The sequence below is a fragment of the Anoxybacillus sp. PDR2 genome (genome assembly GCF_009834045.1).
GTDB lineage: Bacteria > Bacillota > Bacilli > Bacillales > Anoxybacillaceae > Anoxybacteroides > Anoxybacteroides rupiense.
Genome location: NZ_CP047158.1, coordinates 2,446,101 through 2,471,565, shown reverse-complemented (window position 1 = coordinate 2,471,565; position 25,465 = coordinate 2,446,101). Strand labels below are relative to the sequence as shown.

28 protein-coding genes are annotated in these 25,465 nt (G+C 44.8%); 27 read left to right on the top strand and 1 reads right to left on the bottom strand.

The window, feature by feature from the left end; genetic code table 11:
• The first annotated feature begins 24 nt into the window (after window positions 1-24).
• The 27 genes from mtrB to ypjB all read left to right on the top strand — a co-directional run bounded on the left by mtrB (window position 25) and on the right by ypjB (window position 24,494).
• Window positions 25-246, top strand: coding sequence for a trp RNA-binding attenuation protein MtrB (gene mtrB / locus GRQ40_RS11835; protein WP_044742249.1), 222 nt, complete (start codon window positions 25-27; stop codon window positions 244-246).
• Between the two features lie 113 nt (window positions 247-359).
• Window positions 360-1,175, top strand: coding sequence for a heptaprenyl diphosphate synthase component 1 (locus GRQ40_RS11830; protein WP_159720065.1), 816 nt, complete (start codon window positions 360-362; stop codon window positions 1,173-1,175).
• Between the two features lie 4 nt (window positions 1,176-1,179).
• The gene (locus GRQ40_RS11825; RefSeq protein ID WP_159720064.1) at window positions 1,180-1,884 is read left to right on the top strand and encodes a demethylmenaquinone methyltransferase; all 705 of its coding nucleotides are present in this window, start codon (window positions 1,180-1,182) and stop codon (window positions 1,882-1,884) included.
• A gap of 28 nt (window positions 1,885-1,912) precedes the next feature.
• Window positions 1,913-2,875, top strand: a complete 963-nt coding sequence (hepT, locus tag GRQ40_RS11820; protein ID WP_044742252.1) for a heptaprenyl diphosphate synthase component II — start codon at window positions 1,913-1,915, stop codon at window positions 2,873-2,875.
• A gap of 102 nt (window positions 2,876-2,977) precedes the next feature.
• Window positions 2,978-3,424 (top strand): nucleoside-diphosphate kinase, encoded by a 447-nt coding sequence (ndk, locus tag GRQ40_RS11815; RefSeq protein WP_044742253.1) that lies wholly within the window; start codon window positions 2,978-2,980, stop codon window positions 3,422-3,424.
• 83 nt (window positions 3,425-3,507) lie between these two features.
• On the top strand, window positions 3,508-4,281 hold the full coding sequence (locus GRQ40_RS11810; protein WP_080862399.1) for a CheR family methyltransferase: 774 nt from the start codon (window positions 3,508-3,510) through the stop codon (window positions 4,279-4,281).
• 121 nt (window positions 4,282-4,402) lie between these two features.
• Window positions 4,403-5,566 (top strand): chorismate synthase, encoded by a 1,164-nt coding sequence (gene aroC / locus GRQ40_RS11805; RefSeq protein WP_159720063.1) that lies wholly within the window; start codon window positions 4,403-4,405, stop codon window positions 5,564-5,566.
• Entirely contained in the window at window positions 5,566-6,672 is a 1,107-nt protein-coding gene (gene aroB, locus GRQ40_RS11800; RefSeq protein ID WP_159720062.1) for a 3-dehydroquinate synthase, read from the top strand. Before aroC ends, aroB begins: the two co-directional genes overlap by 1 nt.
• Window positions 6,665-7,045, top strand: coding sequence for a chorismate mutase (gene aroH / locus GRQ40_RS11795; protein ID WP_044742257.1), 381 nt, complete (start codon window positions 6,665-6,667; stop codon window positions 7,043-7,045). Before aroB ends, aroH begins: the two co-directional genes overlap by 8 nt.
• 276 nt (window positions 7,046-7,321) lie before the next feature.
• A complete protein-coding gene (gene trpE / locus GRQ40_RS11790) occupies window positions 7,322-8,845 on the top strand; it encodes an anthranilate synthase component I (protein ID WP_159720061.1) in 1,524 nt (507 codons plus the stop codon).
• The gene (trpD, locus tag GRQ40_RS11785) at window positions 8,838-9,857 is read left to right on the top strand and encodes an anthranilate phosphoribosyltransferase (protein ID WP_159720060.1); all 1,020 of its coding nucleotides are present in this window, start codon (window positions 8,838-8,840) and stop codon (window positions 9,855-9,857) included. Before trpE ends, trpD begins: the two co-directional genes overlap by 8 nt.
• On the top strand, window positions 9,850-10,626 hold the full coding sequence (gene trpC, locus GRQ40_RS11780) for an indole-3-glycerol phosphate synthase TrpC (protein ID WP_066145442.1): 777 nt from the start codon (window positions 9,850-9,852) through the stop codon (window positions 10,624-10,626). The genes trpD and trpC overlap by 8 nt, the downstream gene beginning before the upstream one ends.
• Window positions 10,610-11,263 carry a phosphoribosylanthranilate isomerase gene (locus GRQ40_RS11775; protein ID WP_159720059.1) on the top strand — a complete coding sequence of 218 codons (654 nt, stop codon included), beginning with the start codon at window positions 10,610-10,612 and terminating at the stop codon, window positions 11,261-11,263. Before trpC ends, GRQ40_RS11775 begins: the two co-directional genes overlap by 17 nt.
• Entirely contained in the window at window positions 11,244-12,458 is a 1,215-nt protein-coding gene (gene trpB, locus GRQ40_RS11770; protein WP_159720869.1) for a tryptophan synthase subunit beta, read from the top strand. The genes GRQ40_RS11775 and trpB overlap by 20 nt, the downstream gene beginning before the upstream one ends.
• A gap of 4 nt (window positions 12,459-12,462) precedes the next feature.
• Window positions 12,463-13,242 (top strand): tryptophan synthase subunit alpha, encoded by a 780-nt coding sequence (gene trpA / locus GRQ40_RS11765; RefSeq protein ID WP_066146492.1) that lies wholly within the window; start codon window positions 12,463-12,465, stop codon window positions 13,240-13,242.
• A gap of 30 nt (window positions 13,243-13,272) precedes the next feature.
• Window positions 13,273-14,370, top strand: coding sequence for a histidinol-phosphate transaminase (hisC, locus tag GRQ40_RS11760; RefSeq protein ID WP_066145436.1), 1,098 nt, complete (start codon window positions 13,273-13,275; stop codon window positions 14,368-14,370).
• Window positions 14,371-14,427: 57 nt separating this feature from the next.
• Window positions 14,428-15,531 (top strand): prephenate dehydrogenase, encoded by a 1,104-nt coding sequence (locus GRQ40_RS11755; RefSeq protein ID WP_159720058.1) that lies wholly within the window; start codon window positions 14,428-14,430, stop codon window positions 15,529-15,531.
• A gap of 11 nt (window positions 15,532-15,542) precedes the next feature.
• Window positions 15,543-16,829, top strand: coding sequence for a 3-phosphoshikimate 1-carboxyvinyltransferase (gene aroA, locus GRQ40_RS11750; protein ID WP_044742264.1), 1,287 nt, complete (start codon window positions 15,543-15,545; stop codon window positions 16,827-16,829).
• A 465-nt stretch (window positions 16,830-17,294) separates the two neighbouring features.
• Window positions 17,295-18,194, top strand: coding sequence for a hypothetical protein (locus GRQ40_RS11745; RefSeq protein WP_159720057.1), 900 nt, complete (start codon window positions 17,295-17,297; stop codon window positions 18,192-18,194).
• Between the two features lie 24 nt (window positions 18,195-18,218).
• A complete protein-coding gene (locus GRQ40_RS11740) occupies window positions 18,219-19,475 on the top strand; it encodes a tetratricopeptide repeat protein (RefSeq protein WP_080862409.1) in 1,257 nt (418 codons plus the stop codon).
• Between the two features lie 57 nt (window positions 19,476-19,532).
• Window positions 19,533-20,063: a ReoY family proteolytic degradation factor gene (locus GRQ40_RS11735; RefSeq protein ID WP_066145428.1), complete on the top strand. Its 531-nt coding sequence runs from the start codon at window positions 19,533-19,535 to the stop codon at window positions 20,061-20,063.
• Window positions 20,064-20,154: 91 nt separating this feature from the next.
• Window positions 20,155-20,604, top strand: a complete 450-nt coding sequence (locus GRQ40_RS11730) for a YpiF family protein (RefSeq protein WP_066145425.1) — start codon at window positions 20,155-20,157, stop codon at window positions 20,602-20,604.
• Between the two features lie 145 nt (window positions 20,605-20,749).
• Entirely contained in the window at window positions 20,750-21,259 is a 510-nt protein-coding gene (locus GRQ40_RS11725) for a Rieske (2Fe-2S) protein (RefSeq protein ID WP_159720056.1), read from the top strand.
• 3 nt (window positions 21,260-21,262) lie between these two features.
• Window positions 21,263-21,937, top strand: a complete 675-nt coding sequence (qcrB, locus tag GRQ40_RS11720; protein WP_066145421.1) for a menaquinol-cytochrome c reductase cytochrome b subunit — start codon at window positions 21,263-21,265, stop codon at window positions 21,935-21,937.
• 49 nt (window positions 21,938-21,986) lie between these two features.
• Window positions 21,987-22,754 (top strand): menaquinol-cytochrome c reductase cytochrome b/c subunit, encoded by a 768-nt coding sequence (locus GRQ40_RS11715; RefSeq protein ID WP_159720055.1) that lies wholly within the window; start codon window positions 21,987-21,989, stop codon window positions 22,752-22,754.
• A gap of 302 nt (window positions 22,755-23,056) precedes the next feature.
• Window positions 23,057-23,650, top strand: coding sequence for a lipoprotein heptaprenylglyceryl N-acetyltransferase LhaT (locus GRQ40_RS11710; RefSeq protein WP_159720054.1), 594 nt, complete (start codon window positions 23,057-23,059; stop codon window positions 23,648-23,650).
• Between the two features lie 58 nt (window positions 23,651-23,708).
• Window positions 23,709-24,494: a sporulation protein YpjB gene (ypjB, locus tag GRQ40_RS11705; protein WP_159720053.1), complete on the top strand. Its 786-nt coding sequence runs from the start codon at window positions 23,709-23,711 to the stop codon at window positions 24,492-24,494.
• A 60-nt stretch (window positions 24,495-24,554) separates the two neighbouring features.
• On the opposite strand, the gene GRQ40_RS11700 is transcribed toward ypjB, so the two are convergent.
• Entirely contained in the window at window positions 24,555-25,427 is an 873-nt protein-coding gene (locus GRQ40_RS11700; RefSeq protein WP_159720052.1) for a YitT family protein, read from the bottom strand.
• Window positions 25,428-25,465 lie beyond the last annotated feature (38 nt).

Sequence of the window (25,465 nt, the reverse complement as noted above, 5' to 3'; positions counted from 1 at the left end):
GTTAAGTTGAAAGGGGGCAATTGGATGTATAATAGTGACTATATCGTCATTAAAGCGCTGGAGGACGGCGTTAGTGTCATCGGTTTAACAAGAGGGGCAGATACGCGCTTTCACCATTCTGAAAAGCTGGATAAAGGAGAAGTGCTAATTGCGCAATTTACAGAGCATACATCTGCTATTAAGGTCAGAGGAAATGCATTGATTCAGACAAATCACGGTGAAATTCATTCGGAAGCGAAAAAATAGCGGTAGAACGTGCATTTCTGTTGTCCTTTTTCTATCGAAATTAGAGCCATTCGCGAATTTTTATGCTATAATTAAATGCGCTATGCATTGAAAACGAATTTTGGGGAGCAAGGGTGATCGTATTGGAACACATCATGAAAAAAATTGCGGTTCTAAAAGAACAAATCGGGCGATTTCTTCATCATCCGTATTTATTGCAGCATATATCTGCTCATGTGATTGATGAGGATCGGATTCTATTGTCGCTGTCAATGCTGGAGAGTGCGGATCTTTCTTTTGATGAGATAGACGGGTACGTTGTTCCGATGATGCTTGTGCAAATCGCCCTTGATACCCATGATGAAGTGACAAATTCGCTTCCACAGCAGCAGGATCGTGAGTTGAAGACAAGGCAATTAACGGTGCTTGCCGGAGATTTGTATAGCGGGCTGTATTATGATTATTTAGCCAAAAAGAACAATTTGGAAATGATTCATGTATTTGCTCAAGCCATCAAAGAGATTAATGAACATAAGATTCGCTTGTACCAAAAGGATATTACGCGAATCGAAGCGCTGTTTCATAGCGTTGCCGTCATTGAATCGTCGTTAATTTATAAAATCGGCGAGCACATCTCCTTACCGTCATGGTCAAAATTTGCCTACTATTTTTTGCTGCTGAAACGAATTGCCCGTGAAAAAGAGCGCCTCATGAAGCACGGGACATCGGTTTTGTTTGATCAGATGGCAAGCATTGTTTTTCCAAAAAATAAAGGTATCGCAAAAGAACAAAAGCATTATTTGGCTCATATTTGCAACCGCTATATTGAGCATTGCAAAGAGGAGCTGCTCAACATGAAGCTCGAGTGCAACGAACTGCTGCAAACACGGCTTTCTGAGCTTATTAGCAATTTTTCTGTCATCGTTAAAAAGACAGTGGAAGAAGGGTAAGACGATGCAACGATCGAAAGAGGAACGAGTTCATCACGTATTTGAAAAAATTTATGAAAATTATGATCGGATGAATTCCGTCATCAGCTTTAATCGCCATTTAAAATGGCGCCAAGATACGATGAACCGCATGAAGGTGCAAAAAGGGACGAAAGCGCTAGATGTTTGCTGTGGCACGGGTGATTGGACCATTGCTTTAGCCGAGGCGGTAGGTCCGGATGGAAAGGTCTACGGGCTTGATTTTAGTCAAAATATGTTGCAAATTGGGCAGCAAAAAGTGAATGAACGGCAGTTGCACAATGTGGAATTAATCCACGGGAATGCAATGGAGCTTCCGTTTTCCGATAATACATTTGACTATGTGACGATCGGATTCGGATTAAGAAATGTTCCGGATTATATGACTGTGCTGAAAGAAATGCGCCGCGTGCTGAAACCGGGCGGAAAAGCGGTTTGTTTAGAAACATCACAGCCAACGCTCATCGGGTTTCGCCAGCTGTATTACTTTTATTTCCGCTTTATTATGCCGGTGTTAGGAAAGCTTTTTGCGAAAAGCTATGAGGAGTATTCATGGCTTCAAGAATCAGCACGAGATTTTCCAGGGATGGAAGAGCTGGAGCGCATGTTCGAGAAGGCTGGATTTATCAATATCGAAGTCAAGCCGTATACATTTGGCGCAGCTGCCATGCATCTAGGATATAAGCCGTGACGCATTATAAAAGATTAAGGTGAACATAATGAAGTTAAAAGCGATGTATGCGTTTTTGGATGCGGATTTACAAGTGATTGAGAAGGAGCTGGAAGCAGCGATTCAGTCCGATTATTCGTTGCTGAGCGAAGCCGCTCTTCATTTGCTCCAAGCGGGCGGTAAACGAATTCGCCCAGTCTTTGTGCTGCTCAGCGGCAAATTTGGGCAATACGATATTGAGCGAATCAAGCATGTGGCTGTTGCTCTCGAGCTGATTCATATGGCTTCGCTTGTTCACGATGATGTCATTGATGATGCTGAGCTGCGGCGGGGACGGCAGACAATCAAAGCGAAGTGGAGCAACCGTTTTGCCATGTATACAGGAGACTACATTTTTGCGCGTTCACTTGAACGGATGACGAGAATAGGAAATCCGGTGGCTCATCGCATTTTGGCGCATGCTATTGTCGAAGTGTGCCGCGGTGAAATTGAACAGATTAAAGATAAATATCGTTTTGACCAATCACTTCGCTGTTATTTGCGTCGTATTAAGCGAAAAACGGCACTACTGATTGCTGTAAGCTGTCAGTTGGGAGCCATCGCTGCAAACGCTCCCCAAGAAGTAGCTGAGCGTCTCTATACATTTGGATATTATGTGGGTATGTCGTTTCAAATTACAGATGATATTCTTGACTTTATTGGTACAGAAAAGCAGTTAGGCAAACCAGCAGGAAGCGATTTACTGCAAGGAAACGTTACCTTGCCTGCTTTGTTTGCCATGGAGAATGCCGATGCAAGACAGAAAATTGTACGCGTCCACCCCGGTACATCGGCCGGTGAAATGAAAGAGATTATTGATTGCATCAAAGCATCCGGTGCGATTGAAAAATCATATGCATTAAGCGATTGGTATTTGCAAAAAGCATTAGACATATTAGACGAGCTTCCAAAAAGCAAAGCCCGTTCAACATTGCGAAATTTAGCAAAGTATATCGGCAAAAGAAAGTTTTAAACGCTTTCATGTTGAATATTGCTAATTAAGAGAAACAATGTTACTATTTTTGTGGGAATCCTTTTCCTAGTACATAACTTTTTTAGGGGTGGCGTATAAACAATGGAAAGAACATTTTTAATGGTCAAGCCTGATGGGGTTCAACGTAATTTAATCGGCGAGATCGTATCTCGCTTTGAAAAAAAGGGATTTCAGTTGGTTGGCGCAAAGCTGATGCAAGTTTCCCGGGAATTGGCGGAGCAGCACTATGCGGAGCATAAAGAGCGTCCATTTTTTGGAGAGTTAGTCGACTTTATTACATCCGGTCCTGTATTTGCCATGGTATGGGAAGGAGAAAATGTCATTGCAACAGCGCGTCAAATGATGGGCAAAACAAACCCTCAAGAAGCGGCTCCTGGCACCATTCGCGGCGATTTCGGCTTAACGGTCGGCAAAAATGTGATTCATGGATCGGATTCGCCAGCGAGTGCCGAGCGCGAGATCAACTTATTTTTCCAAAAAGAAGAGCTTGTCAACTATTCAAAGTTGATCCATGAATGGGTGTATTAATATAGCAAGCGATTGGCTCCAAGAAAAGGCCAGTCGCTTTTCTTATACGTAACACACGGTAATGAGGAAGAGGAGAAGCACAAATGGACGATTACCAGCAATTTGTGATAAGTGTTAGAAAAAAAACGGGAATTGATTTGTCCCAATATAAAGAAGCGCAAATGAAAAGAAGACTGACCTCTCTCTATGAGAAGAGAGGATTTAAAAGCTTTCAAGAATTTTTTAAAGCAATAGAGGCAGACCAAGCGCTTTTTCACGAGTTTCTTGATCGCATGACGATCAACGTGTCGGAGTTTTATCGGAATGCTAAACGATGGGAAGTGCTTGAGAAAAAAATTTTGCCTAAGCTACTCGAGCGAAACCGTCGTTTAAAAATATGGAGCGCAGCTTGCTCGACAGGAGAAGAGCCCTATACGCTCGTGATGATTTTATCCAAGCTTTTACCGCTTTCACAACTATCTGTCTTGGCAACGGACATTGACGACAATGCCATTCGCCGTGCCAAGCTAGGGATTTATGCAGAACGTTCGTTGCAGGAAGTGCCAGAGGATATGAAAAAAAAGTTTTTTACAAAAGAAGGAATGTATTATAAAATAGACGAAAATGTAAAAAACGCGGTCACGTTTAAAAAGCATAACTTACTTGCGGATCCGTTCGATACGAACTACGATTTGATCGTCTGCCGAAACGTCCTTATTTATTTTACCGAAGAAGCGAAGCACAGTCTGTACCATAAATTTAGCCAAGCGCTGCGTCCAGGCGGTATTTTTTTCGTTGGAAGCACGGAGCAAATTTTCAATCCATTCTCTTATGGATTTGAGACGGAAGACACGTTTTTTTATCGGAAAATAGACTGAAAATCGAAAGGATTCATCGTCATTGATGAGTTCTTTTTTTATAGGGGCTTTTCATTTTGTGAAATTATGATATATTTTTACATAAACGCGTTAAAGAGTTGAAGGGAGAGAGAACTAGAAAATGAGATACATAACAGCAGGGGAATCACACGGTCCACAGCTTACGGCAGTTTTAGAAGGAGTCCCAGCAGGTCTTCCGCTTCTAAAGGAGCACATTGATGAAGAGTTAGCGAGAAGACAAAAAGGATATGGACGCGGCAGACGGATGCAAATCGAAAAAGACGAAGTGAAAATTTTAAGCGGCGTGCGTCATGGCAAAACGCTTGGCTCACCAATTACGCTTGTCGTCGAAAACAGGGATTGGAAGCATTGGACAAATATTATGTCCATCGAACCGCTTGAAACAGAAGAGGTTAAACGGAAAGTGACGAGACCGCGTCCGGGGCATGCGGATTTAAATGGTGCCATCAAATATGGCCATCGTGATATGCGGAATGTGCTGGAGCGCTCATCTGCGCGGGAAACGACCGCGCGTGTAGCCGCTGGAGCGGTAGCGAAACGGATTTTAGCGGAGCTTGGAATTCAAGTAGCTGGTCATGTTCTGGAGATCGGCGGTGTGCGGGCACAGTCTCCTGCTTATGAGTCGCTTGAGCAACTGCAAAGCGTTACGGAACAATCTCCTGTTCGTTGCTTTGACGAAGAGGCTGCCGTAAAAATGATGGAAGCGATTGACCGAGCGAAGGCGAACGGTGACTCCGTCGGCGGAATTGTTGAAGTGATCGTAGAAGGAGTCCCAGCAGGGGTTGGCAGCTATGTTCATTATGATCGAAAGCTTGATGCCAAAATTGCGGCGGCGATGGTTAGCATCAATGCCTTTAAAGGAGTTGAAATCGGTATCGGCTTTGAAGCCGCCCGGCTTCCGGGAAGCGCCGTGCATGATGAAATTACTTGGGATAGGGAAGTAGGATTTCGCCGCCGCACCAACCGCGCTGGCGGTTTTGAAGGCGGAATGACAACGGGGATGCCGATTGTGGTGCGCGGAGTGATGAAGCCGATTCCGACTTTATATAAACCGCTTGAAAGTGTCGATATTGAAACAAAAGAGCCGTTTGCCGCCAGCATTGAGCGTTCAGACAGTTGCGCGGTTCCAGCCGCCAGCGTTGTTGCTGAGGCAGTGGTCGCTTGGGAAATTGCCGCGGCCATTGTTGACCAATTTGGCCAAGATCGAATGGATTTAATTAAAGCGAATATGGAACAGATGCGCCGATATGCAAGGGAGTTTTAATGATGGAGCAGATAGCTATACAAACAGCGACTAAACAGTACCCGCTTTGTTTAGGGGAAGGAATGCTTGAATTATTGCCGCAATGGCTTGAAGAGCTCGGCTTTCCGCACGGGACAAAGATAATGGTTGTTACAGACGAAACACTGAAAGCTCTCTATTTGTCCCAGCTTGTCGAGCCGCTCAGCCGTCGCTATGATGTTTACACACACGTGATTCCGAGCGGAGAAGCCGCTAAATCATTTGAACATTATTATGCTTGCCAAACGGCAGCACTGACGTATGGTTTGGATCGCCATTCACTTATCATTGCGTTTGGCGGCGGGGTTGTTGGCGATCTGGCTGGCTTTGTGGCTGCAACATTTATGCGCGGGATTCCTTATATTCAAATGCCGACCACATTGCTCGCCCATGATAGTGCCGTCGGAGGGAAAGTAGCGATTAATCATCCACTTGGAAAAAATATGATCGGTGCTTTTTATCAACCAGAAGCGGTTGTGTATGATGTGCAACTTTTACAATCATTGCCGGAGCGCGAACTGCGCTCTGGATTTGCTGAAGTTGTGAAACACGCTCTAATTGGCGATCCGGGGTTTTACAACTGGCTCAAAATGAACATTCATAGCCTTGCTGATGTTAAAGGGGAAAAATTGCAGCATTGTATTCGAAAAGGAATCGAAGTAAAGGCGCGTATCGTGTCTGAGGATGAACGAGAAACAGGAGTTCGTGCTCATCTCAATTTCGGCCATACGCTGGCCCATGCGCTGGAAAGCGAGCTAGGATATGGTGTGATGACACATGGAGATGCAGTAGCGCTCGGAATGCTATTTGCGATTTTTGTCAGCGAGCGCACATATCGCTTATCATTTGCTGACCATCATTTCGCCAAATGGTTTGAATCGTACGGCTTCCCTGTTGTTCCGCCGAAGCAGCTTGATCCGGAACGATTGCTGCAAAAAATGAAGGGAGATAAAAAAGCGAAGTCGGGAAAAATCCGCATGGTGCTTTTGCGAGAGATTGGACATGTATGCGTAGAGGAAATAGATGATAAACAGGCGTTATCGCTTTTAAATGAATTTTGGCAAAGTGGGGAGAAAGCTGATGATTAGAGGAATTCGAGGAGCGACAACCGTCACGAGTAATGATGCCGAAGAAATTGTGGATGCTACTGAAGAGTTGCTACGGCATATGATTCAAGCAAACGGGATAAAAGCAAGCGATGTAGTATCTGTGCTGATCTCAGTTACCGATGATTTAACGGCTGCATTTCCTGCTCAAGCGCTGCGCCGAATTGAGGGCTGGACGTATGTGCCAGTCATGTGTACAAGAGAAATCCCGGTTCCCGGCTCTTTGCCGGGCTGTATTCGGATTATGATGACCGCACAAACTGCTAAAGCGCAAGATGAGGTCATTCATATTTATCTGCGCAACGCGGTCCAGCTTCGACCAGATTTATCATTGACAAAAAAAACAGACTTGTAATATTATAGGAAAAAGCAGAAGCGCACTTCTGCTATGTTGACTAGAAGAGTGGAGAAGATGAAGTGTGACGGCATTTTTTGCCGCGAGTAACAAAGCATGAATGGTAGTAAATGAAGTAAGTGAGACGAGTAATAGGGTAGATGAGAATGAGCGAGTTTAGCTGAGGTGAGTGCATGTATGGGATGATTCTACCCAAAGACGCCACGTCTTTGGGTTTTCCTCATTTTATGCCTCATAAACCCTCATTCTCCATCCGAGTAAACGGAGGAGAGAAAAATGAAAAACTGCACATTAACCACTTTTTTGGAAGATTCCGCTGAATTTCGCACGATTCCGATTGTTCGCCGTTTTTTTGCTGATGTACTGGAACCATTGCAGCTCTTTGAAAATTTAAAAGATGAGGCCCATTTTTTACTGGAGAGCAAGGATGAACAATCGCCATGGTCGCGATATTCATTCATTGGGATTGACCCTTTTTTGAAAATTCAGAGCGAAACAGGCCAATCGTTTTTCGTTGTTGATGAGCATGGGAAAATCGCTACAACCCTCACATTAAAAGAAGCGTTTTTGCATGTGGAAAAGAAGCTGCGAGTAAAGCCGATTGAAACGGATATCCCGTTTGTCGGCGGGGCCGTTGGTTATTTAAGCTATGATTTTATTTCAACGATTGAAAAAGTGCCGTTGCATTCCCAACGCGATCTTGCAATGAAAATGGCTTATTTTGTAATTTGTCAATCACTGATTGTATTCGACCACATAAAGCGTGAGGTTGTATTGATTCATTATGTTCGTCTGCACGAGGACGATCATGAGCGAGAAAAACAAAAAAAGTATGAAGAAGGATTGAGAAGCATAGAAGCGTTGATGAAAAAGGCGACAGCTGGAATCAATCGGCCAATTTTACCGCTTTTTGATGATGAAGAACTGCAGCGCATTTCTTTTAAACAACTATCGTCAACATATGATCGAGCTTCGTTTATGCGGGATGTCGAAACGATCCAACGCTACATTGAAGCGGGGGACATTTTCCAAGCTGTGCTGTCGCAGCGTTTTACGATTCCCGTTTGCATCACTGGATTTCAATTATATCGCATGCTCAGAAAAATCAATCCGTCGCCATATATGTTTTATATTCAAACAGATGAAGAAGAAATTGTGGGAAGCTCGCCAGAAAAGCTAGTCCAAGTGCAACAGCGCCAAATTGAAATCCATCCGATTGCCGGAACGCGCCGGCGAGGAAGGTCGAAAGAAGAGGACGAAGCGTTAGCGCTTGAATTATTGAACGATCCGAAGGAACAGGCAGAGCATTATATGCTGGTGGATTTAGCAAGAAATGATATTGGAAAAGTGGCGAAATATGGAACAGTGAAGACGCCTGTGCTGATGGAGATCGGTAAATTTTCTCATGTTATGCATCTGATTTCGAAAGTAACAGGGGAGTTAAAAGACGGCGTTCATTCTATTGATGCCTTGCTGGCGTCATTTCCTGCTGGAACAGTAAGCGGGGCCCCAAAGGTCCGGGCGATGCAAATTTTAAATGAATTGGAACCAACGGCGCGCCACATATACGCCGGAACAATTGCTTATATCGGTTTTGATGGCAACATCGATTCTTGCATTGCCATTCGCACGGCGATGGTGAAAGACGGTTATGCTTATGTACAGACTGGCGCCGGTGTCGTGGCTGACTCCATCCCCGAACGGGAGTGGAAGGAAACCCATAACAAAGCAAGTGCGCTAGTGAAATCTATCGAGCTGGCAGAAAAGGTGTTTACAAAAAGGGGGCGTTTATATGCTTAAACAGCTATTAGCCAAATGCATTGAGGGATATTCGCTAAGTGAACAAGAAGCGTATGATGCCATGATTGCCATTATGTCAGGTGAGGCAACAGAAAGTCAGATTGCCAGCTTTTTATCGATTTTGCGTTTGCGTGGCGAAACGGTCGATGAATTAACAGGATTAGCGCGTGGCATGCGCAGTCAAATGCTCCGCATTGAGTATGATGAGGAAGTCATTGATACATGCGGCACAGGGGGAGATGAGAAGCGGACATTTAACATTTCTACAGCAGCGGCCATTATCGTTTCTTCCCTTGGGGTTAAGGTGGCCAAACATGGCAATCGAGCTGTATCATCGACGAGCGGCAGCGCTGACGTCTTGGAACAGCTTGGCATTCATATTCAAGGAACACCGCAGGAAGCGAAAGCAGCGCTAAAAACAAAAGGGCTGGCCTTTCTCTTTGCCCCCTTTTACCATGCGGCGATGAAGCATGCAGCAGCTCCACGTAAAGAAATCGGCTTTCGCACCGCATTTAATCTGCTTGGACCGCTTGCCAACCCTGCTGGATGCAAGCGACAAGTGATTGGCGTATATTCAACGGCATATGCTGAAAAATTGGCGGAAACACTGAAACGGCTCGGCTCCTCTCATGTTGTGCTGGTAACTGGCCGAGATGGATTGGATGAATGCAGCATCACCACTGAAACAGATATCGTTGAACTAAAGGATGGGAACATTCGCCGCTTTGTCGTGACTCCTGAGGAGTGCGGACTGCCTCGCGGAAGGCTCGAAGATATTCAAGTCTATAACGCTTCGCAGAGCGCAGCGCTTTTGCGGACGGTGATGGCAGGAACAGCGAATGAGAGCGCTGAGAATATTGTTTGTCTGAATGCAGGTGTCGCGCTTTATATTGCCCAAAAAGCCAGTACGATTCATGAAGGGGTCAAACTGGCAAAAGAAGCAATCAGAACGAAGCGGGCGCTTGCACAATTGCATCGTTTGCAAACGAGGGAGGTGGAAAATTATGCTTAAGCAAATTCTTGCTACAAAGCAAAATGAGATCGAACGAATAGAATTACCGCCTCGCTATCATTTTCCACGCTTTTCGCTGTGTACAGCACTTAAAAATGCGAAGCGATCCATAGGGATGATTGCTGAGGTGAAAAAAGCGTCTCCATCCAAAGGGATTATCCGGCCCAATTTCCAGCCTGTTGAGATTGCCAAAGCGTATGAACAAGCGGGAGTGGATGCCATTTCTGTTTTGACGGATCAAACTTATTTCCAAGGTCATTACCGATATTTAATCGAGATTAAAGAGACGGTCCGTCTTCCTGTGTTGCGTAAAGATTTTATCATTGATCGGCTGCAAATTGAAGAGAGTGCAAGAATCGGTGCCGATGCCATTTTATTAATTGGAGAAGCACTTTCACCAAAAAAACTTCATGAGCTCTATGAAGAGGCATATGAAAAAGGCTTGGAATGCTTAGTCGAAGTGCATAGCCGCCAAACGCTGGAAGCCATTTTAGAACGATTTACTCCAGAAATAGTGGGCATTAATAATCGAGATTTGCAGACATTTACGACCTCTTTAGACGCAACAAAGAATTTGCTCCCGCATGTGCCTCCATCATGCGTGGTAGTCAGTGAAAGCGGTATTGCGAATGCCTATGATTTACAGCGGGTACGCGCATACGGCGCACATGCAGTGTTAGTAGGTGAATCGTTAATGAGACAAGACGATGTGATGCAGGCTGTTGACGAGCTATACAAGGAGGTTAGAAGCGATGTCCGTCCTTCTTAAATATTGCGGGCATCAGTCCCTTTCCGATCTGCAAAAAGGGATCAAGAGCTGCGCGGATTATCTTGGGATTATTTTTGCCGAAAGCAAGCGAAAGGTCGATGCGCATGAAGCGAAAACATGGTTAAAGATGGTGGATTTAGGGAAGAAGCAGCTGGTTGGGGTGTTTGTAAACAGTTCAGCAGAGGACATTTATGCAGTCACAGAGCTGCTTCCTCTTTCTGTGATTCAATGTCATGGCACGGAAACGGTGGAGCAGATAGCAAAGATCAAAGCGGCAACGGATTTGCCTGTTTGGAAAGCGATTCATCATAGCGAAGAGGCGTTGAGTAAAATGAGACAATATGCAACAGTTGCTGACGGCTATATTGTTGACAGTCGAGTGAAGGGAGCGTGGGGCGGAACAGGCATATCGTTTAACTGGGAAGCAATCCCCTTTTATTTGGAAGAAGCGAATCGCCAGGGAGTCCCGTGTTTCATTGCAGGCGGCATAACGCCAGATAATGTGGCCCAACTGCTTTCTTATCGCCCCCATGGTGTGGATATAAGCAGTGGTATCGAAGAAAACGGTAAAAAAAGTGCGCGAAAAATGATGGAGATTGAAAAGAGGGTGAAGCATGATGTACAAGGGACCAAATGAAATTGGGAGATTTGGGGAATTTGGCGGCAAGTTTGTTCCCGAAACGTTAATGCTCCCGCTTGAAGAAATAGAGAGAGAGCTTGAGAAAGCCATGGCGGATCCAACGTTTCGAACGGAATATATGGATAGTTTGCAAGAGTATTCAGGGCGGCCGACATCGCTCACATTTGTTAAGAACCTTACTGAAAAATTCAATGGAGCGAAAATTTATTTGAAACGTGAGGACTTAAACCATACCGGTGCTCATAAAATTAACAATGCGATCGGACAGGTGCTTTTAGCAAAGCGAATGGGCAAAAAGAAACTGATTGCTGAAACTGGAGCGGGACAGCACGGAGTCGCTGCGGCCACTGTCGCCGCACGCTTTGGCATGGAATGCATCGTATTTATGGGCGAAGAAGATATCAAACGGCAAGAGTTAAATGTGTTTCGCATGAAACTCTTAGGAGCGGAAGTCGTGCCTGTTTTTAGCGGAAATCGAACATTGAAAGACGCGACCAATGAGGCCATCCGCTACTGGGTTCAGCATTGTGACGATCATTTTTACATGATCGGTTCGGTTGTCGGACCGCATCCTTATCCAAAAATGGTACGTGAATTCCAGCGCATTATCGGCGATGAAGCTAAACAGCAATTTTTAGAGCGTGAAGGAAAGCTTCCAGAAGTCGTCGTGGCGTGTGTAGGCGGAGGAAGCAATGCGATTGGCACGTTTTATCCGTTTTTAGACGACGAGGTTGCGCTTATTGGTGTGGAAGCAGCAGGAAAAGGCACGAACACCCCTTACCATGCCGCGACAATAACAAAAGGCACCAAAGGAGTGATTCATGGTTCACTCACCTATTTGTTGCAAGATGAATACGGACAAATACTGGAACCTTACTCCATTTCAGCTGGCCTTGACTATCCTGGAGTCGGTCCAGAACATGCTTACTTAGCAAGCATTGGGCGTGTGCAATACGAGAGTGTCACAGATGAGGAAGCGCTCCATGCCTTCCAGCTGCTTGCTAGAGAGGAAGGAATCATTCCAGCGATCGAATCTGCTCATGCTCTTGCTCATACGTTTAAACTAGTGCCACACCTTCCGAAGGACAGCGCGGTGCTCGTATGCTTGTCAGGACGGGGCGATAAAGATGTGCAAGCCATTATGAATAGAGAGAAAGGGGGAGCTGACATTGCAGCTATCTCTAACGACTAAAACGATGTTTATTCCATTCATTATGGCCGGGGATCCGCATCCAGATATAACAGTGGAGCTAGCGCTTGCTCTTCAAGAAGCTGGTGCCGATATATTGGAGCTGGGAGTTCCTTATTCTGATCCGCTCGCAGACGGTCCCATCATTCAGCGGGCAACATCAAGAGCGCTGAAGCACAAAATGAACTTACCAAAAGCGATTGAACTCGTGCCGGTGCTGCGAAAAAAAGGTGTGAAAATTCCTATTATTCTCTTTACCTATTACAATCCTGTGTTACAATTAGGAGAAGAATTCTTTTTTACTTTAGTGAAGGAAAATGGAGTCGACGGCGTCTTAATTCCTGATTTGCCATTTGAAGAAAGCGGACCGATTCGCAAGCTGAGCGCAGAGGCTGGTGTCGCCTGCATTTCGTTAGTAGCGCCAACATCCAAACAGCGAATCGAGAAAATTGCTTCCAGCGCACAAGGCTTTTTGTATTGTGTTTCGTCGCTTGGGGTAACCGGTGTACGAGATACGCTGCCTGATGAATTGGAATCATTTTTAATGGAAGTGAAGCAATACAGCCGGGTTCCGGTAGCGGTCGGCTTCGGAATTTCAACAAGCGAGCAGGTGAGCATGCTGAAAAACTATAGCGATGGTATCATCATTGGCAGCGCGCTTGTCCAAAAAATGGAACAGCTCGGGGATCGGCTGTTGCATGAAGAGACAAAACAGGAAGCGCTCAATGAATTTCAGCGGTACGCTCAAATGCTGACGGCGCCGTTGGGAAAACGCTGCACTCCTTAAATCAGCCAAAATTTGCAATGGGGTGAGAAGATGAAAATTAAAAATCAATTGCAAGGGCTGCCCCCTTATCAGCCAGGTAAATCGATGGAGGAAGTAAAGCAGCAATATGGACTAACGGATGTCATCAAGCTGGCCTCGAATGAAAATCCATATGGCAGTTCTCCAACTGTTAAAAAGGCGATTGTCGAGGTTTTGGATCAGCTTGAGCTGTATCCAGACGGTTACGCCCGCATTCTCCGGGAAGAAGTAGCACGGCATCTCGGAGTGAAAGAAACGCAGCTTCTTTTTGGCAATGGTTCAGATGAAGTAATCCAAATTCTTTGCCGTGCTTTTCTGTCAGCGGAGACGAACACAGTGATGGCTGCTCCAACTTTTCCGCAATATCGCCATAACGCTGTAATTGAGGGAGCAGAAATTCGTGAAATTCCGCTTGTGGATGGATGTCATGACTTGTCGTCCATGCTTGCTGCGATTGATGAACAGACGCGCATTGTTTGGGTATGCAATCCGAATAACCCAACGGGCACGTATGTCGATGAGCAGCAGCTATCCGCCTTTTTACAACAAGTTCCAAAGCATGTGCTTGTCGTATTAGATGAAGCATACTATGAATATGTCACGGCGGAAGACTATCCAGAAACCGTACCGCTGTTAAATGAATATCACAATTTAATGATTTTGCGCACGTTTTCGAAAGCTTATGGATTAGCGAGCTTGCGCATTGGCTACGGTGTAGCAAACGAAGCGTTGATTCAGCAGGTTGAACCGGCCCGCGAGCCGTTTAATACATCGAGTGTTGCCCAAGCGGCAGCGCTGGCTGCTCTTAGTGACCAGACATTTATCCAGCAATGTGTTTCTAAAAATAAACAAGAGCTGGAAAAGTTTTATCGTTTCTGTCAGGAACATCGTCTATCTTATTACCCTTCCGAAACGAATTTCATTTTGATTGATTTCGGAATAGAGGGGAATCGCGTATTTCAATACTTATTAGAAAAAGGAATGATTGTGCGCTCTGGAAATGCGCTCGGATTTCCGACTTCCGTGCGGATTACCATCGGGTCGGAGGAACAAAATCAAAAGCTTTTCCAAGTGCTTGGACAAATGTTGAAAGAAACGCAACTCGTTTGACAAAAGCCCGCTGCCTAGTTGCGCAGCGGGCATATGTAAAAGAAGAAGGTGAATTTGTTGAAAGGAACGGTCTTTGTCGTCGGCCTTGGGCTCATTGGAGGTTCGATGGCGCTTGCCATTAAAAAGGAGCATCCTGAGGCAACGATTGTCGGATTTGATATCAATGAAGATGAAATAAGGATGGCTCGCACACTGGCAGTCATTGATGAAGCGGCTGCTTCTGTTGAAGAAGGGATGAGCCGGGCTGATGTCATTATTTTAGCAACGCCAGTGATGCAGACTGAAAAAATTTTAACCGATATGTTGACATACCGTTTGCGTCCATCTGTGCTTGTAACGGATGTTGGCAGCACGAAGCAGCGGATTATCGAGCAGGCGAAGGCGTTGCTGGACCAAGGTGTGATGTTTATTGGCGGACACCCGATGGCAGGGTCCCATAAAAGCGGTGTAGTAGCGGCAAAAGCGCATTTGTTTGAAAATGCGTTTTATATTTTAACGCCGACAGAGGCGGTGCCGATGAGTGAAGTGGAGCGATTGAAGCAATGGTTGAAAGGAACGAAAGCGAACTTTGTCATTCTATCGCCAAACGACCATGATCGGATTACGGGAGTGATCAGCCATTTTCCGCATATTATTGCCGCGAGCCTTGTCCATCAGGCCCAGCAATATGAGAGCGAAGACGAGCTTGTCAGCAGGCTGGCGGCTGGCGGTTTTCGCGATATTACGCGCATCGCTTCAAGCAACCCGGAAATGTGGCGCGATATTCTGATACATAACAAAACTGAACTGCTATCGTTGTTTGATCGATGGCTTGCTGAGATGCATAGGATCCGCTCGCTTGTCGAGAAGGAAAAAAGCGAGGAAATCTATCGCTATTTTTTAGAAGCCAAACAATTTCGTGATGGATTGCCTGTAAGGACGAAAGGGGCAATACCGTCTTTTTATGATTTATATGTAGATGTTCCTGACTATCCAGGGGTTATTTCTGAGATTACTGGATATCTAGCACAAGAAAAGATTAGTATCACCAACATCCGCATTATTGAAACGAGGGAAGAAATTTACGGTGTGCTCCGTCTCAGCTTTCAAAGCGAAATGGATCGCGAAAAGGCAAAACAATGCATCCGTGCGCACACGAATTATGAAACATATGAAGGATGAGGAGGAACAACATGCAAGCATTAAGAACCAATGTTCAGTCCTTGCGGGGAACCATTGAAGTTCCAGGGGACAAATCCATCTCTCATCGAGCGGTTATGCTTGGAGCGATTGCTCGCGGCACAACGACGATTGCTCATTTTTTAACAGGTGAGGATTGTTTAAGTACGATTGATTGTTTTCGCAAAATGGGAGTCGATATTGCACAAAATGGGACGGATGTGGTGGTAAAAGGAAATGGAATAGCGGGGTTGTTGGAGCCGCAGGAAATTTTAAATGTCGGAAATTCAGGAACGACAACACGACTGTTGCTTGGTATTTTAGCGGGCTGCTCCTTTCATGCTTGCCTTATTGGCGATGAATCCATTGCGAAACGCCCAATGAAAAGAGTGACAGAACCGCTCCGCATGATGGGGGCCCGTATCGATGGAAGAGATGGCGGGAATTATACACCTATTTCCATTCGCGGCGGAAGTTTACAGCCGATTCACTATACTTCTCCGGTTGCCAGCGCCCAAGTAAAGTCGGCCATTTTATTGGCGGGGCTCATGGCTGATGGTACGACAACAGTAACAGAGCCGATCAAGTCGCGTGATCATACAGAACGAATGGTGCGATTATTTGGCGGTGAAGTGATAACGAATGGGCTCAGCGTTTCTGTGACTGGAAAACAACAGCTGCGAGGAGCGGATATTTATGTTCCCGGCGATATCTCGTCAGCCGCCTTTTTCTTAGTCGCGGGCGCGATTGTGCCCAACAGCGAAATCGTTCTAAAAAATGTCGGATTGAATCCAACTCGAACAGGAATGATCGATGTGCTGCAGCAAATGGGGGCGGATTTAACCATTGAAAACATTCGCAATGAAGAAACGGAGCCGCTTGGCGACATTACCATTCGAACCTCTAAATTAAAAGCGGTGGAAATTGGCGGAGCGCTTATTCCGCGTTTAATCGATGAAATACCGATTATTGCTCTGTTGGCTACTCAAGCAGAAGGAACAACTGTCATTAAGGATGCAAGCGAGCTAAAAGTGAAAGAAACGAACCGGATCGATACGGTTGTGTCGGAATTGCGCAAGTTAGGCGCTGAAATTGAAGCGACAGAAGATGGAATGCGAATTCATGGAAAAACAGCATTGAAGGCGAAAGAAGCTATTGTCGATAGCTATGGAGACCATCGAATTGGCATGATGCTGGCGATCGCTGCTTGCATTACGGAAGGCACGGTGTCGCTCAAGCGCTCGGAAGCAATCGCTGTATCTTACCCGACGTTTTTTGAGCATTTGCAGGTGCTTTGCTAGTCAAAATAAGAAGAAGGGGATGAACCGCAAGAGAGCAAAACTTCCTTGACGGTGTCATCCTCTTTTCACATCATCCACCGAGAAGTTTCCCACCTCTTAACGGAGTGGAGGTGGTTCATTTGATATCATACGGCACAGAGCCTATGATTGAAATCAATCGATGGAGAGGGGTCCGCTGATCATAAGGAGAGTCGCCGAGAAGCATTATATATTCTCGGTCTTTGTCCGCATTCGTATGGCTGGCCTTCAACCGCTGATTTTTCCGACGTTGTTTATTTTGTCTTCCATCCGCGTTGATCAATTGGTTTTTTCATAGATCATACAGGATTGTGTCCATGATTTTTTACGATTTTGCTAATGTTTGATCCATTCACGCATGGATTGTCTCTTCTTTGAAAAAATATTCATACGCGGTTCGATTCTCTCATAGCTTGTCATAAGGACAAGTGTGGGAGGAATGAAACCGTGCCATATATTATTGATCAAGCGAATATGATAAAAAATGGGCAGTTACAGCGCTGTTCCATTGTGGTTGATGGAAACCGCATTGATTACATAAGCCAACAGACAAAGGCTTATCGATGGATCCGCATGCCAGTGAACGAATTTTTATTGACACCTGGATATATTATGCTTGATTTCTCCTTTCAAACGCCACGTTCTTTTCCGGAATTTAAGGAATATATGCAGCAGCATTTCCTTTCTAAAGGATGTACATCACTGCTGGCTGTATGCGATGTTTTATATGAGCAACAACTTCCCAATGCGTTGCAAAAGCTGCAGCAAAGTTTGCTAAACAGCCCCATTGATTATTTCATCGGCGCCAAAATTCCTTTTCGTCTGTTAACCCCTTCCTTCATCAGAGCGTGCAAGCGATGGAAAGTTCCTGTTTTGTTTGTTGAGTTGCAGGGAGAGGAGCGCTTGGAAGAAGCCCCATGGAGTTGGATGTACGAAGCGTTTGTATCGTATCCGGTAACACTTGTTCCTTATTGGATCACCCAAGACGCGACCAAGCGTCTACAAATGCGTTGGAAGGAGCTCCTATCTTCTTATCGCATTCCGTTTATTCCGTTTGCACTGCAAGAACGTACCCCTTTATCATTGGATGTGTTGAAAAAAATCGGCGTTTATCCGCACAAAGGAGATGTGCGTATTGGTGGCGAAGTAGATTATAATCTGTATGCTCGCACATTGCTGAGCGATTCAGTTGCCGAAACGGCGATTGTCGATTATGATAAACATATTCCGATGATTACGGTTCATAATGGAAGAATCATGAGAGCGGGCAATCACTTGTTTTTTTATCCGGGATTTGGAAAAGAGCGAACGATTCGTGTACCGGGAATGTTTGCAGCCGATTTTTAAGTTTGTAGTAAGGAAGTGTCGGTTATGAAGCAGATGGAACAAATTCTTCAGCTTGTGGAAGGCGGAGAGGTGGAAAAGGCGCTGGCGCTTGTCCCGAAAGTAAAAGCTGAAGCAACGGATGAAGAAAAATATATGCTGGCAGAGCAGCTGTTTTCGTGGGGAATGGTCGATGAGGCTTGCGAAATAGCGGAAGAGCTTTCGTTCCGTTATCCAGAAGACGGTGAAATACAGCTGTTTTTAGCGGAAATCTATATGGAACTGGATGAAGAAGAGAAGGCGCTAGAAATATTGGCAGATGTGGACGAGCAGGATCCTCTGTTTCCGAGAGCATGCTTGCTGGCAGCCGATCTTTATCAAATGCAGGGGCTTGAGGAAGTTAGCGAGCAGAAGCTCAAGAAAGCATATGAGAAACTGCCGGATGAGCCTATTATTCAATTCGCACTTGCTGAGCTGTATTTTGCCAATGGGAACTATCAGCAGAGCATTCATTTTTACCGGAAAATCCTTGAGCAGGAGACAACGGTAGCAGGCACTTTAATTTCGGAACGAGTGGCAGAGGCGTTTAGCTTGCTCGGAGAATTCGAACAGGCTTTGCCGTATTACGAGGAGGCTCTGCAACAAAAAGTGGACAGCCATATATTGTTTGGCTACGGGTTTACCGCTTTTCAGGCCGAATATTATCAAACTGCCATTGAGAAACTAACACAGCTCAAAGAGCTTGATCAGGATTATGTCCCTCTTTACTTATATTTGGCTAAGTCATATGAACAGGAAGGCCAAATAAGCGAAGGCTACGAAATGGCCAAGGAAGGGTTGCAAATAGATGAATGGAACAAAGAACTGTTTTTATACGCCGGTAAGCTTGCTTTAAAGCTTGGAAAGGAAAATGAGGCAGAAACGTATATCCGAAAGGCCATTGAAATCGATACAGGATATATCGAAGCGTTTCTTACTTTGATGCATATGCTTCTGCATCAAGAGCGCTATGATGAGGTGCTTGCTTGCATTGAAGAGGCGATGGCACAGGGAGAATATGATCCGCAAATGGAATGGATGTTGGCCCGTGCTAAACATAAGCTTGAGATGTATTCGGATGCATTAAACCATTATCAAGAGGCATATACTTTCTTTAAGAATGACGTTGATTTTCTTGAAGAATACGGTTATTTTCTTCTGGAAGAAGGAAATCGGGAACGTGCTAAAGAAGTATTTGAACAAATTGTGCGGATTGATCCGGTTCATACGGAAGCGCTGCACATGTTATGGCAGCTCGAAGAGTAAGGGGCTTGGGTGAACATAAACCTCTTTCTTGGAAAACAATAGAGGGGGAGGAGTAGGATGACAGTATCGGTGAACGAAAAAAAGGAGTTCATTCGTTGGTTTTTGAGCCACTACCAGTTAAAAAGGCGCGAGTGTGTATGGATTTTAAACTACTTAATGAGTCACGACCAGCTGATGCGCAGAGTGCATTTTGTGGAAAATGCCCAATATTGCCCGCGGGGAATGGTGATGTCGACTCATTGCGTTGACGATGTTCCGTTTCGCTTTTATAAAGAAAACGTCATGACGACAGATGCTGAAAAGTCATTTCATGATATTCGCCTTAACCGCGAAGAAGATATTTACATCCAGCTTAATTTTCGAGCTTCATTTCATTCGCCGCAATACGTTGCCGTGCTGGAAGAAAATCCGTATGCCCCAAAATATACACAAGTGAATGAAAAAGATCAAATACTTGCAGAGCAATTTTTAGAAAAATCGCTTTATAACTTTCAAAAAGAACGGCTGATGAAGCTTATTGATGAAGCGCTGGATCGTCAAGATGAACTGGAGTTCAAGCGGTTGACAGACAAATTAAAACAGCTGTAAACCTTGCGTGATGCAAGGTTTTTCTTTTTTGTGCAAGTATGGTATGTTGATAAAGAGGAATGGATAACCAAAAAGAGGGGAGAATAAAATCGTGAAGTGGACAGTAAGCGATGTGGATATGTATGAAAAAGAGAAGCAATATATTGATACAGCTTTGCTTCCTCTTGTCCAACTTACCTTATCCAATGCGACGAAAACGGCTGTTGCCGGCGGTGAACTTGTTCAGCTGCTTGCAAGTGAAGTGGAGCGGCAGTTGAAGGGGCGTCTCTTCTTGCTTCCGCCATTTACATACTTTTTAACCGAAACGAAGGAAGAATGTGTGAAACGGTTGAACGTTTGGACAGATGAATTAAAGAAAAGCGGCATGGCTCACGTCTTTTATTTAACAAGCGATCGGATGTGGAACGAAACAGAACTTGGCGGCAAGCTGTTTGTTTTGCCTTCTATTCCGCTTGAACATATGGATGAGGTCTATCAGCAGCAAATGGTCCGCGAACAAACATCCAAGCTGTTAAGCTCATTCATTTCGCATTGGACGTAGAGGATACGGTTGATTTGCGAGCGTTTTCATTGACGATCTTATTGACCTTGTCTCCATCTTGAGCTATCATTAGAATGTCCTAGTTTTATATGTGTTATAAGATTTTGTCCGGATGGACTTAATTTTACATAGAGGGGGGAAAATGATGAGCGAAAAGAAACACCGTGTATCAAGACGCCAGTTTTTAAACTACACATTAACGGGAGTGGGCGGATTTATGGCTGCTGGTATTCTCATGCCAATGGTGCGGTTCGCGCTAGATCCGATTTTAAGGGAAGAAGAGGCGACAGAAATGGTGGCGGTTGCGCAAGTGAAAGACATCACAACAGAGCCGCAGCGCTTCGACTTTAAAGTCAAAGTGAAAGACGCATGGTATGAAGCGGACGAGCCAAAATCGGCATGGGTGTACAAGGATGAAAAAGGTAATATCATTGCCTTGTCTCCGATCTGTAAGCATCTTGGCTGTACCGTTAACTGGAATGCGGATGAGTCGCACCCAAATCAGTTTTTCTGTCCATGCCACTATGGCCGTTATACAAAGGATGGTACAAACGTGCCTGGAACGCCGCCATTGGCTCCGTTAGACCGTTACGAGTACAAGGTGAAGGATGGCAAGTTGTATTTAGGTAAAGCGAAACCACGAGGGGAGGCGTAATACGTGTTAAATAAAATTTATGACTGGGTAGACGAGCGGTTAGATATTACGCCTTTGTGGCGAGATATCGCTGACCATGAAGTGCCAGAGCATGTAAACCCAGCCCATCACTTTTCTGCATTCGTTTATTGTTTTGGAGGGCTCACATTTTTTGTTACAGTCATCCAAATCTTATCAGGAATGTTTTTAACCATGTACTACGTTCCAGATATTAAGAATGCCTGGGAGTCCGTGTATTATTTACAAAATGAAGTAGCATTCGGTCAAATTGTGCGCGGAATGCATCACTGGGGAGCAAGTCTTGTCATTGTCATGATGTTTTTACATACATTGCGCGTCTTTTTCCAAGGGGCCTATAAAAAGCCTCGTGAGTTGAACTGGATTGTCGGCGTGCTCATCTTTATGGTCATGATGGGGCTAGGCTTTACAGGATACTTGCTTCCATGGGATATGAAAGCGCTATTTGCAACAAAGGTTGGTTTGCAAATCGCTGAGGCTACTCCGATTATTGGTACGGCAGTGAAAACGCTATTAGCGGGTCATCCGGAAATTGTCGGTGCACAAACGTTGACACGTTTCTTTGCGATCCATGTATTTTTCTTGCCAGCTGCATTGCTTGGATTAATGGCTGTGCACTTTTTGATGATTCGCAAACAAGGAATCTCTGGTCCACTGTAAAATATATGATTCATGGATGAATCTATAAGATAAAGGAGGGAAACATGATATGCATCGCGGAAAAGGGATGAAATTCGTCGGCGATTCGCGTGTTTCTGCTGTGAGAAAACCGAATATTCCGAAGGATTATTCGGAATATCCAGGAAAAACAGAAGCGTTTTGGCCGAACTTCTTATTAAAGGAATGGATGGTTGGCGCGGTCTTTCTAGTTGGTTTTTTATGTTTAACGGTTGCTCATCCATCTCCGCTGGAACGGATCGCTGACCCGACAGATACGTCATATGTTCCGCTTCCAGACTGGTATTTCTTGTTTCTATACCAATTGCTGAAATACTCATATGCTTCAAGTGATTATACAGTCATTGGTGCGATCGTGATGCCGGGTCTTGCCTTTGGAGCATTATTGCTTGCGCCATTTTTAGATCGCGGGCCGGAACGTCGGCCATGGAAACGCCCAGTTGCGGTCGGCATGATGTTGTTAACGCTTGCAGCAATGGTTTTCCTTACTTGGGAATCGGTCGTTACTCACGACTGGAAAAAAGCTGCGGAACAAGGGAAAATCCGTGCTGAAGTCGAAATCGACAAAAACGCGGACGGATATAAAATTGCCCAAGCAAATACATGTACAACTTGTCACGGTGAAAACCTTTCCGGAGGAGCAGCAGCGCCTTCGCTTGTCGGCACGGGGCTAAAGCCAGAAGAAATTGCGAAAATTGCTAAAGAAGGTAAAGGCGGCATGCCTCCTGGGGTGTTCAAAGGAACAGATGAAGAATTGAAAAAGCTATCTGAATTTATTGCAGGATTGAAAGCAGAGTAGGATTAAAAGTGACAGGAAAAAAGCTGGCTACTATTAGTCAGCTTTTTTCTTTCATCTATATAATAAATACAATTTGATGGTTCAACACTTATCCGAAAGTGAGCGGATGATAACCGATTTCGACGGTCGGACGACCGAATAACACCGCTTTCCAGGCACATGAACTTGTCTGGAATGGCCAGCCGTTTGGGGCTTGGTCACGCCAAAGCGTGACGGCGGCAAGCCGCTAGCTTGTTTCTAATCATCAAAGAATTTTCGTCGGCTATAACATATAAGCTTGCATAGAAGAAAGGAGGTGGAACATGATACAGTGGTATCTTTTACTTGCGGCTCCCTCTGTTCTTTGGCTGCTGCTAGTGATCAACATTGCCGGAACTATTTACGGATATATATGGTATGGACCGCAGCTTGCGGAAACACCAAGCCGATTTTTATTATTTGTCCCTGACAGCCCTACCGCTAGTTTGTTTTTTGTTTTTGTCTTGCTTGCTTTTATATTAAAAAGAAATTGGCCACTATTAGAAGCTCTGGCGATGGTGACTCTATTGAAGTACGGAATTTGGGCGGTCGTTATGAACATTCTTGTCTGGAAAGTGACTGGAACGCTTGGATGGCAAGGATGGATGCTTATTTTCTCTCACGGAGCAATGGCCATTCAAGGCTTGCTGTATGCCCCATTCTATCGAATGAAGGTGCGGCATTTAGCTTTTGCTGCTATATGGACTCTGCATAATGATGTGATCGATTATGTGTTTCAGATGCTGCCTCGTTACAGCATGCTTGAACAGTATATCCCGCAAATCGGCTATTTTACTTTCTGGCTAAGCATCTTTTCTATTGCCGTTGCTTATGTATTGGGAATAAAAGAAGGTCGTCTACAAATTTCGCTCAAATAATGGTCTAACCTTGTCCAGCCTCTCATACATTGTAGTAGTTAGCGGAGGAGGGACAAGAATGAGGCGAATGGCAATCATATGGATCATTATGATCCTTTGTGCATTTCCGTCAGCTGTCTTTGCTACACATCATGATGAATGGCAAAGGCTTGATAAAATTTCAGATCAGGCATTGCAGCTTGCTAAAAATAAGCGTTTTGAAGAAGCGAAGGACGTGTTGAATTATTTTTCTGATGAATTTTTAAAGTTAAATGCACGCGATCGCCTTAAATCGATGGATGAATGGCGTGCCATCACCATCACGCATGAAAATGCGTTAAAAGCCATTACCGCTTCCACATTGCCGGCGGAAGACCGAATTGATCAAGTGGTGCAATTTCGTCTTGTAATCGATGCTGTTCATTCCAATTATCAGCCGCTTTGGGCGGAAATGGAACCTTTGATTATGGGGGCATTTCAGGAAATTGAAACAGCGATTGAGAGCGGGGATGAGCAGCAGTTTCAAACGGGGCTACAGCAATTTTTGCATCAATATGAAATCATCGAGCCAAGCGTAAAAATTGATGTGGAGCCTGCCTGGGCCAAAAAGGCAGATCAGGACATTGAACAGCTCCAAAGCCCGAGCTTTCATACCCTTGACAAAGCCAAGCAGCAGGAGCAGCTTGCGCAAATGAGGCAAGATCTTGCGGCATTGTTTAATCATATGAAAAAGGATGAAGCAGATTCTTCCTTATTGTGGGTGATGATTTCTACAGGAGGAATGATTATATTGACATTAACCTATGTCGGGTTTCGCAAATATCGTGGAGAAAAGCAAAAAGCTCGCTCACATGAGGAACAATAAAAAAGGCTGAGGTCGAATCTCAGCCTTTTTGCTTGGCAGACCGGCCTTATGCTTTTGCTCTTAATCGTTTTGAATGGGCTGCTTATTTTCATCGAGGGTAAATCCCTCACCGAGTACATCATGCACATCTGTCACGGCGACAAAAGCATGGGGATCTACAGAAATAATGACATTTTTAAGGCGCGGTAATTCATTTTTGGCTACTACGCAATAAAGCACATCTCGTTCTCTTTTGGTATAGGAGCCGCGTCCTTTTAAAACGGTTACACCACGCTCCATTTCTGTTAAAATTTTGGTAGCGATTTCTTCGCTCTTTTCAGAAATAATGGTCGCTCCTTTTGCAGCATAACCGCCTTCCTGCATAAAATCAATGACGCGGGCGCCAATAAAGACGGCAACTAGCGTGTACATGGCCTCGCGGTATGAAAGGTATAAAAGCGACAATGTAATGACAACCGCATCAAAAGCAAACATGGTTTTTCCCATGCTAATTCCGCGATATTTGTAGAGAAGCCTTGCAATAATATCGACCCCCCCGGTTGTTCCCCCATAGCGAAAGATGATCCCAAGCCCGATTCCGACAAAAACGCCGGCAAACAAGGCTGCGAGCGTTAAATCATGCTTTAGCGGCATCTTGATTGCATAATGTTGAAAAATCCATAGAAATAAGGATAAGCTGACGGTCCCGATCATGGTATAAAAAAAGGAATGGCGTCCGAGCAGCTTCCAGCCGATAAAAAAAAGCGGGATGTTCAGCAGCAAATTCGTGAGGGAGGGATCGATGCCGAACAAGAAATAAAGGAGAAGCGTGATGCCTGTTACTCCTCCTTCCGCTAGATTATTTTGCATATTAAAATGAACGAGTCCAAATGCGAAAATAGCCGCGCCAAGTAAAATAAATAAGACATTTTTAATTTTCAGTCCAAAAACCATATGACACCTCCGCATAGTAATGATAGGCCGGCGATCTC

Bases quoted from the DNA above. Each gene is read 5' to 3' on its own strand.
- mtrB (WP_044742249.1), top strand. From the start codon at position 25: ATGTATAATAGTGACTATATCGTCATTAAAGCGCTGGAGGACGGCGTT.
- GRQ40_RS11825 (WP_159720064.1), top strand. From the start codon at position 1,180: ATGCAACGATCGAAAGAGGAACGAGTTCATCACGTATTTGAAAAAATT.
- hepT (WP_044742252.1), top strand. From the start codon at position 1,913: ATGAAGTTAAAAGCGATGTATGCGTTTTTGGATGCGGATTTACAAGTG.
- ndk (WP_044742253.1), top strand. From the start codon at position 2,978: ATGGAAAGAACATTTTTAATGGTCAAGCCTGATGGGGTTCAACGTAAT.
- GRQ40_RS11810 (WP_080862399.1), top strand. From the start codon at position 3,508: ATGGACGATTACCAGCAATTTGTGATAAGTGTTAGAAAAAAAACGGGA.
- aroC (WP_159720063.1), top strand. From the start codon at position 4,403: ATGAGATACATAACAGCAGGGGAATCACACGGTCCACAGCTTACGGCA.
- aroB (WP_159720062.1), top strand. From the start codon at position 5,566: ATGATGGAGCAGATAGCTATACAAACAGCGACTAAACAGTACCCGCTT.
- aroH (WP_044742257.1), top strand. From the start codon at position 6,665: ATGATTAGAGGAATTCGAGGAGCGACAACCGTCACGAGTAATGATGCC.
- trpE (WP_159720061.1), top strand. From the start codon at position 7,322: ATGAAAAACTGCACATTAACCACTTTTTTGGAAGATTCCGCTGAATTT.
- trpD (WP_159720060.1), top strand. From the start codon at position 8,838: ATGCTTAAACAGCTATTAGCCAAATGCATTGAGGGATATTCGCTAAGT.
- trpC (WP_066145442.1), top strand. From the start codon at position 9,850: ATGCTTAAGCAAATTCTTGCTACAAAGCAAAATGAGATCGAACGAATA.
- GRQ40_RS11775 (WP_159720059.1), top strand. From the start codon at position 10,610: ATGTCCGTCCTTCTTAAATATTGCGGGCATCAGTCCCTTTCCGATCTG.
- trpB (WP_159720869.1), top strand. From the start codon at position 11,244: ATGTACAAGGGACCAAATGAAATTGGGAGATTTGGGGAATTTGGCGGC.
- trpA (WP_066146492.1), top strand. From the start codon at position 12,463: ATGTTTATTCCATTCATTATGGCCGGGGATCCGCATCCAGATATAACA.
- hisC (WP_066145436.1), top strand. From the start codon at position 13,273: ATGAAAATTAAAAATCAATTGCAAGGGCTGCCCCCTTATCAGCCAGGT.
- aroA (WP_044742264.1), top strand. From the start codon at position 15,543: ATGCAAGCATTAAGAACCAATGTTCAGTCCTTGCGGGGAACCATTGAA.
- GRQ40_RS11740 (WP_080862409.1), top strand. From the start codon at position 18,219: ATGAAGCAGATGGAACAAATTCTTCAGCTTGTGGAAGGCGGAGAGGTG.
- GRQ40_RS11735 (WP_066145428.1), top strand. From the start codon at position 19,533: ATGACAGTATCGGTGAACGAAAAAAAGGAGTTCATTCGTTGGTTTTTG.
- GRQ40_RS11725 (WP_159720056.1), top strand. From the start codon at position 20,750: ATGAGCGAAAAGAAACACCGTGTATCAAGACGCCAGTTTTTAAACTAC.
- GRQ40_RS11715 (WP_159720055.1), top strand. From the start codon at position 21,987: ATGCATCGCGGAAAAGGGATGAAATTCGTCGGCGATTCGCGTGTTTCT.
- GRQ40_RS11710 (WP_159720054.1), top strand. From the start codon at position 23,057: ATGATACAGTGGTATCTTTTACTTGCGGCTCCCTCTGTTCTTTGGCTG.
- ypjB (WP_159720053.1), top strand. From the start codon at position 23,709: ATGAGGCGAATGGCAATCATATGGATCATTATGATCCTTTGTGCATTT.
- GRQ40_RS11700 (WP_159720052.1), bottom strand. From the start codon at position 25,427: ATGGTTTTTGGACTGAAAATTAAAAATGTCTTATTTATTTTACTTGGC.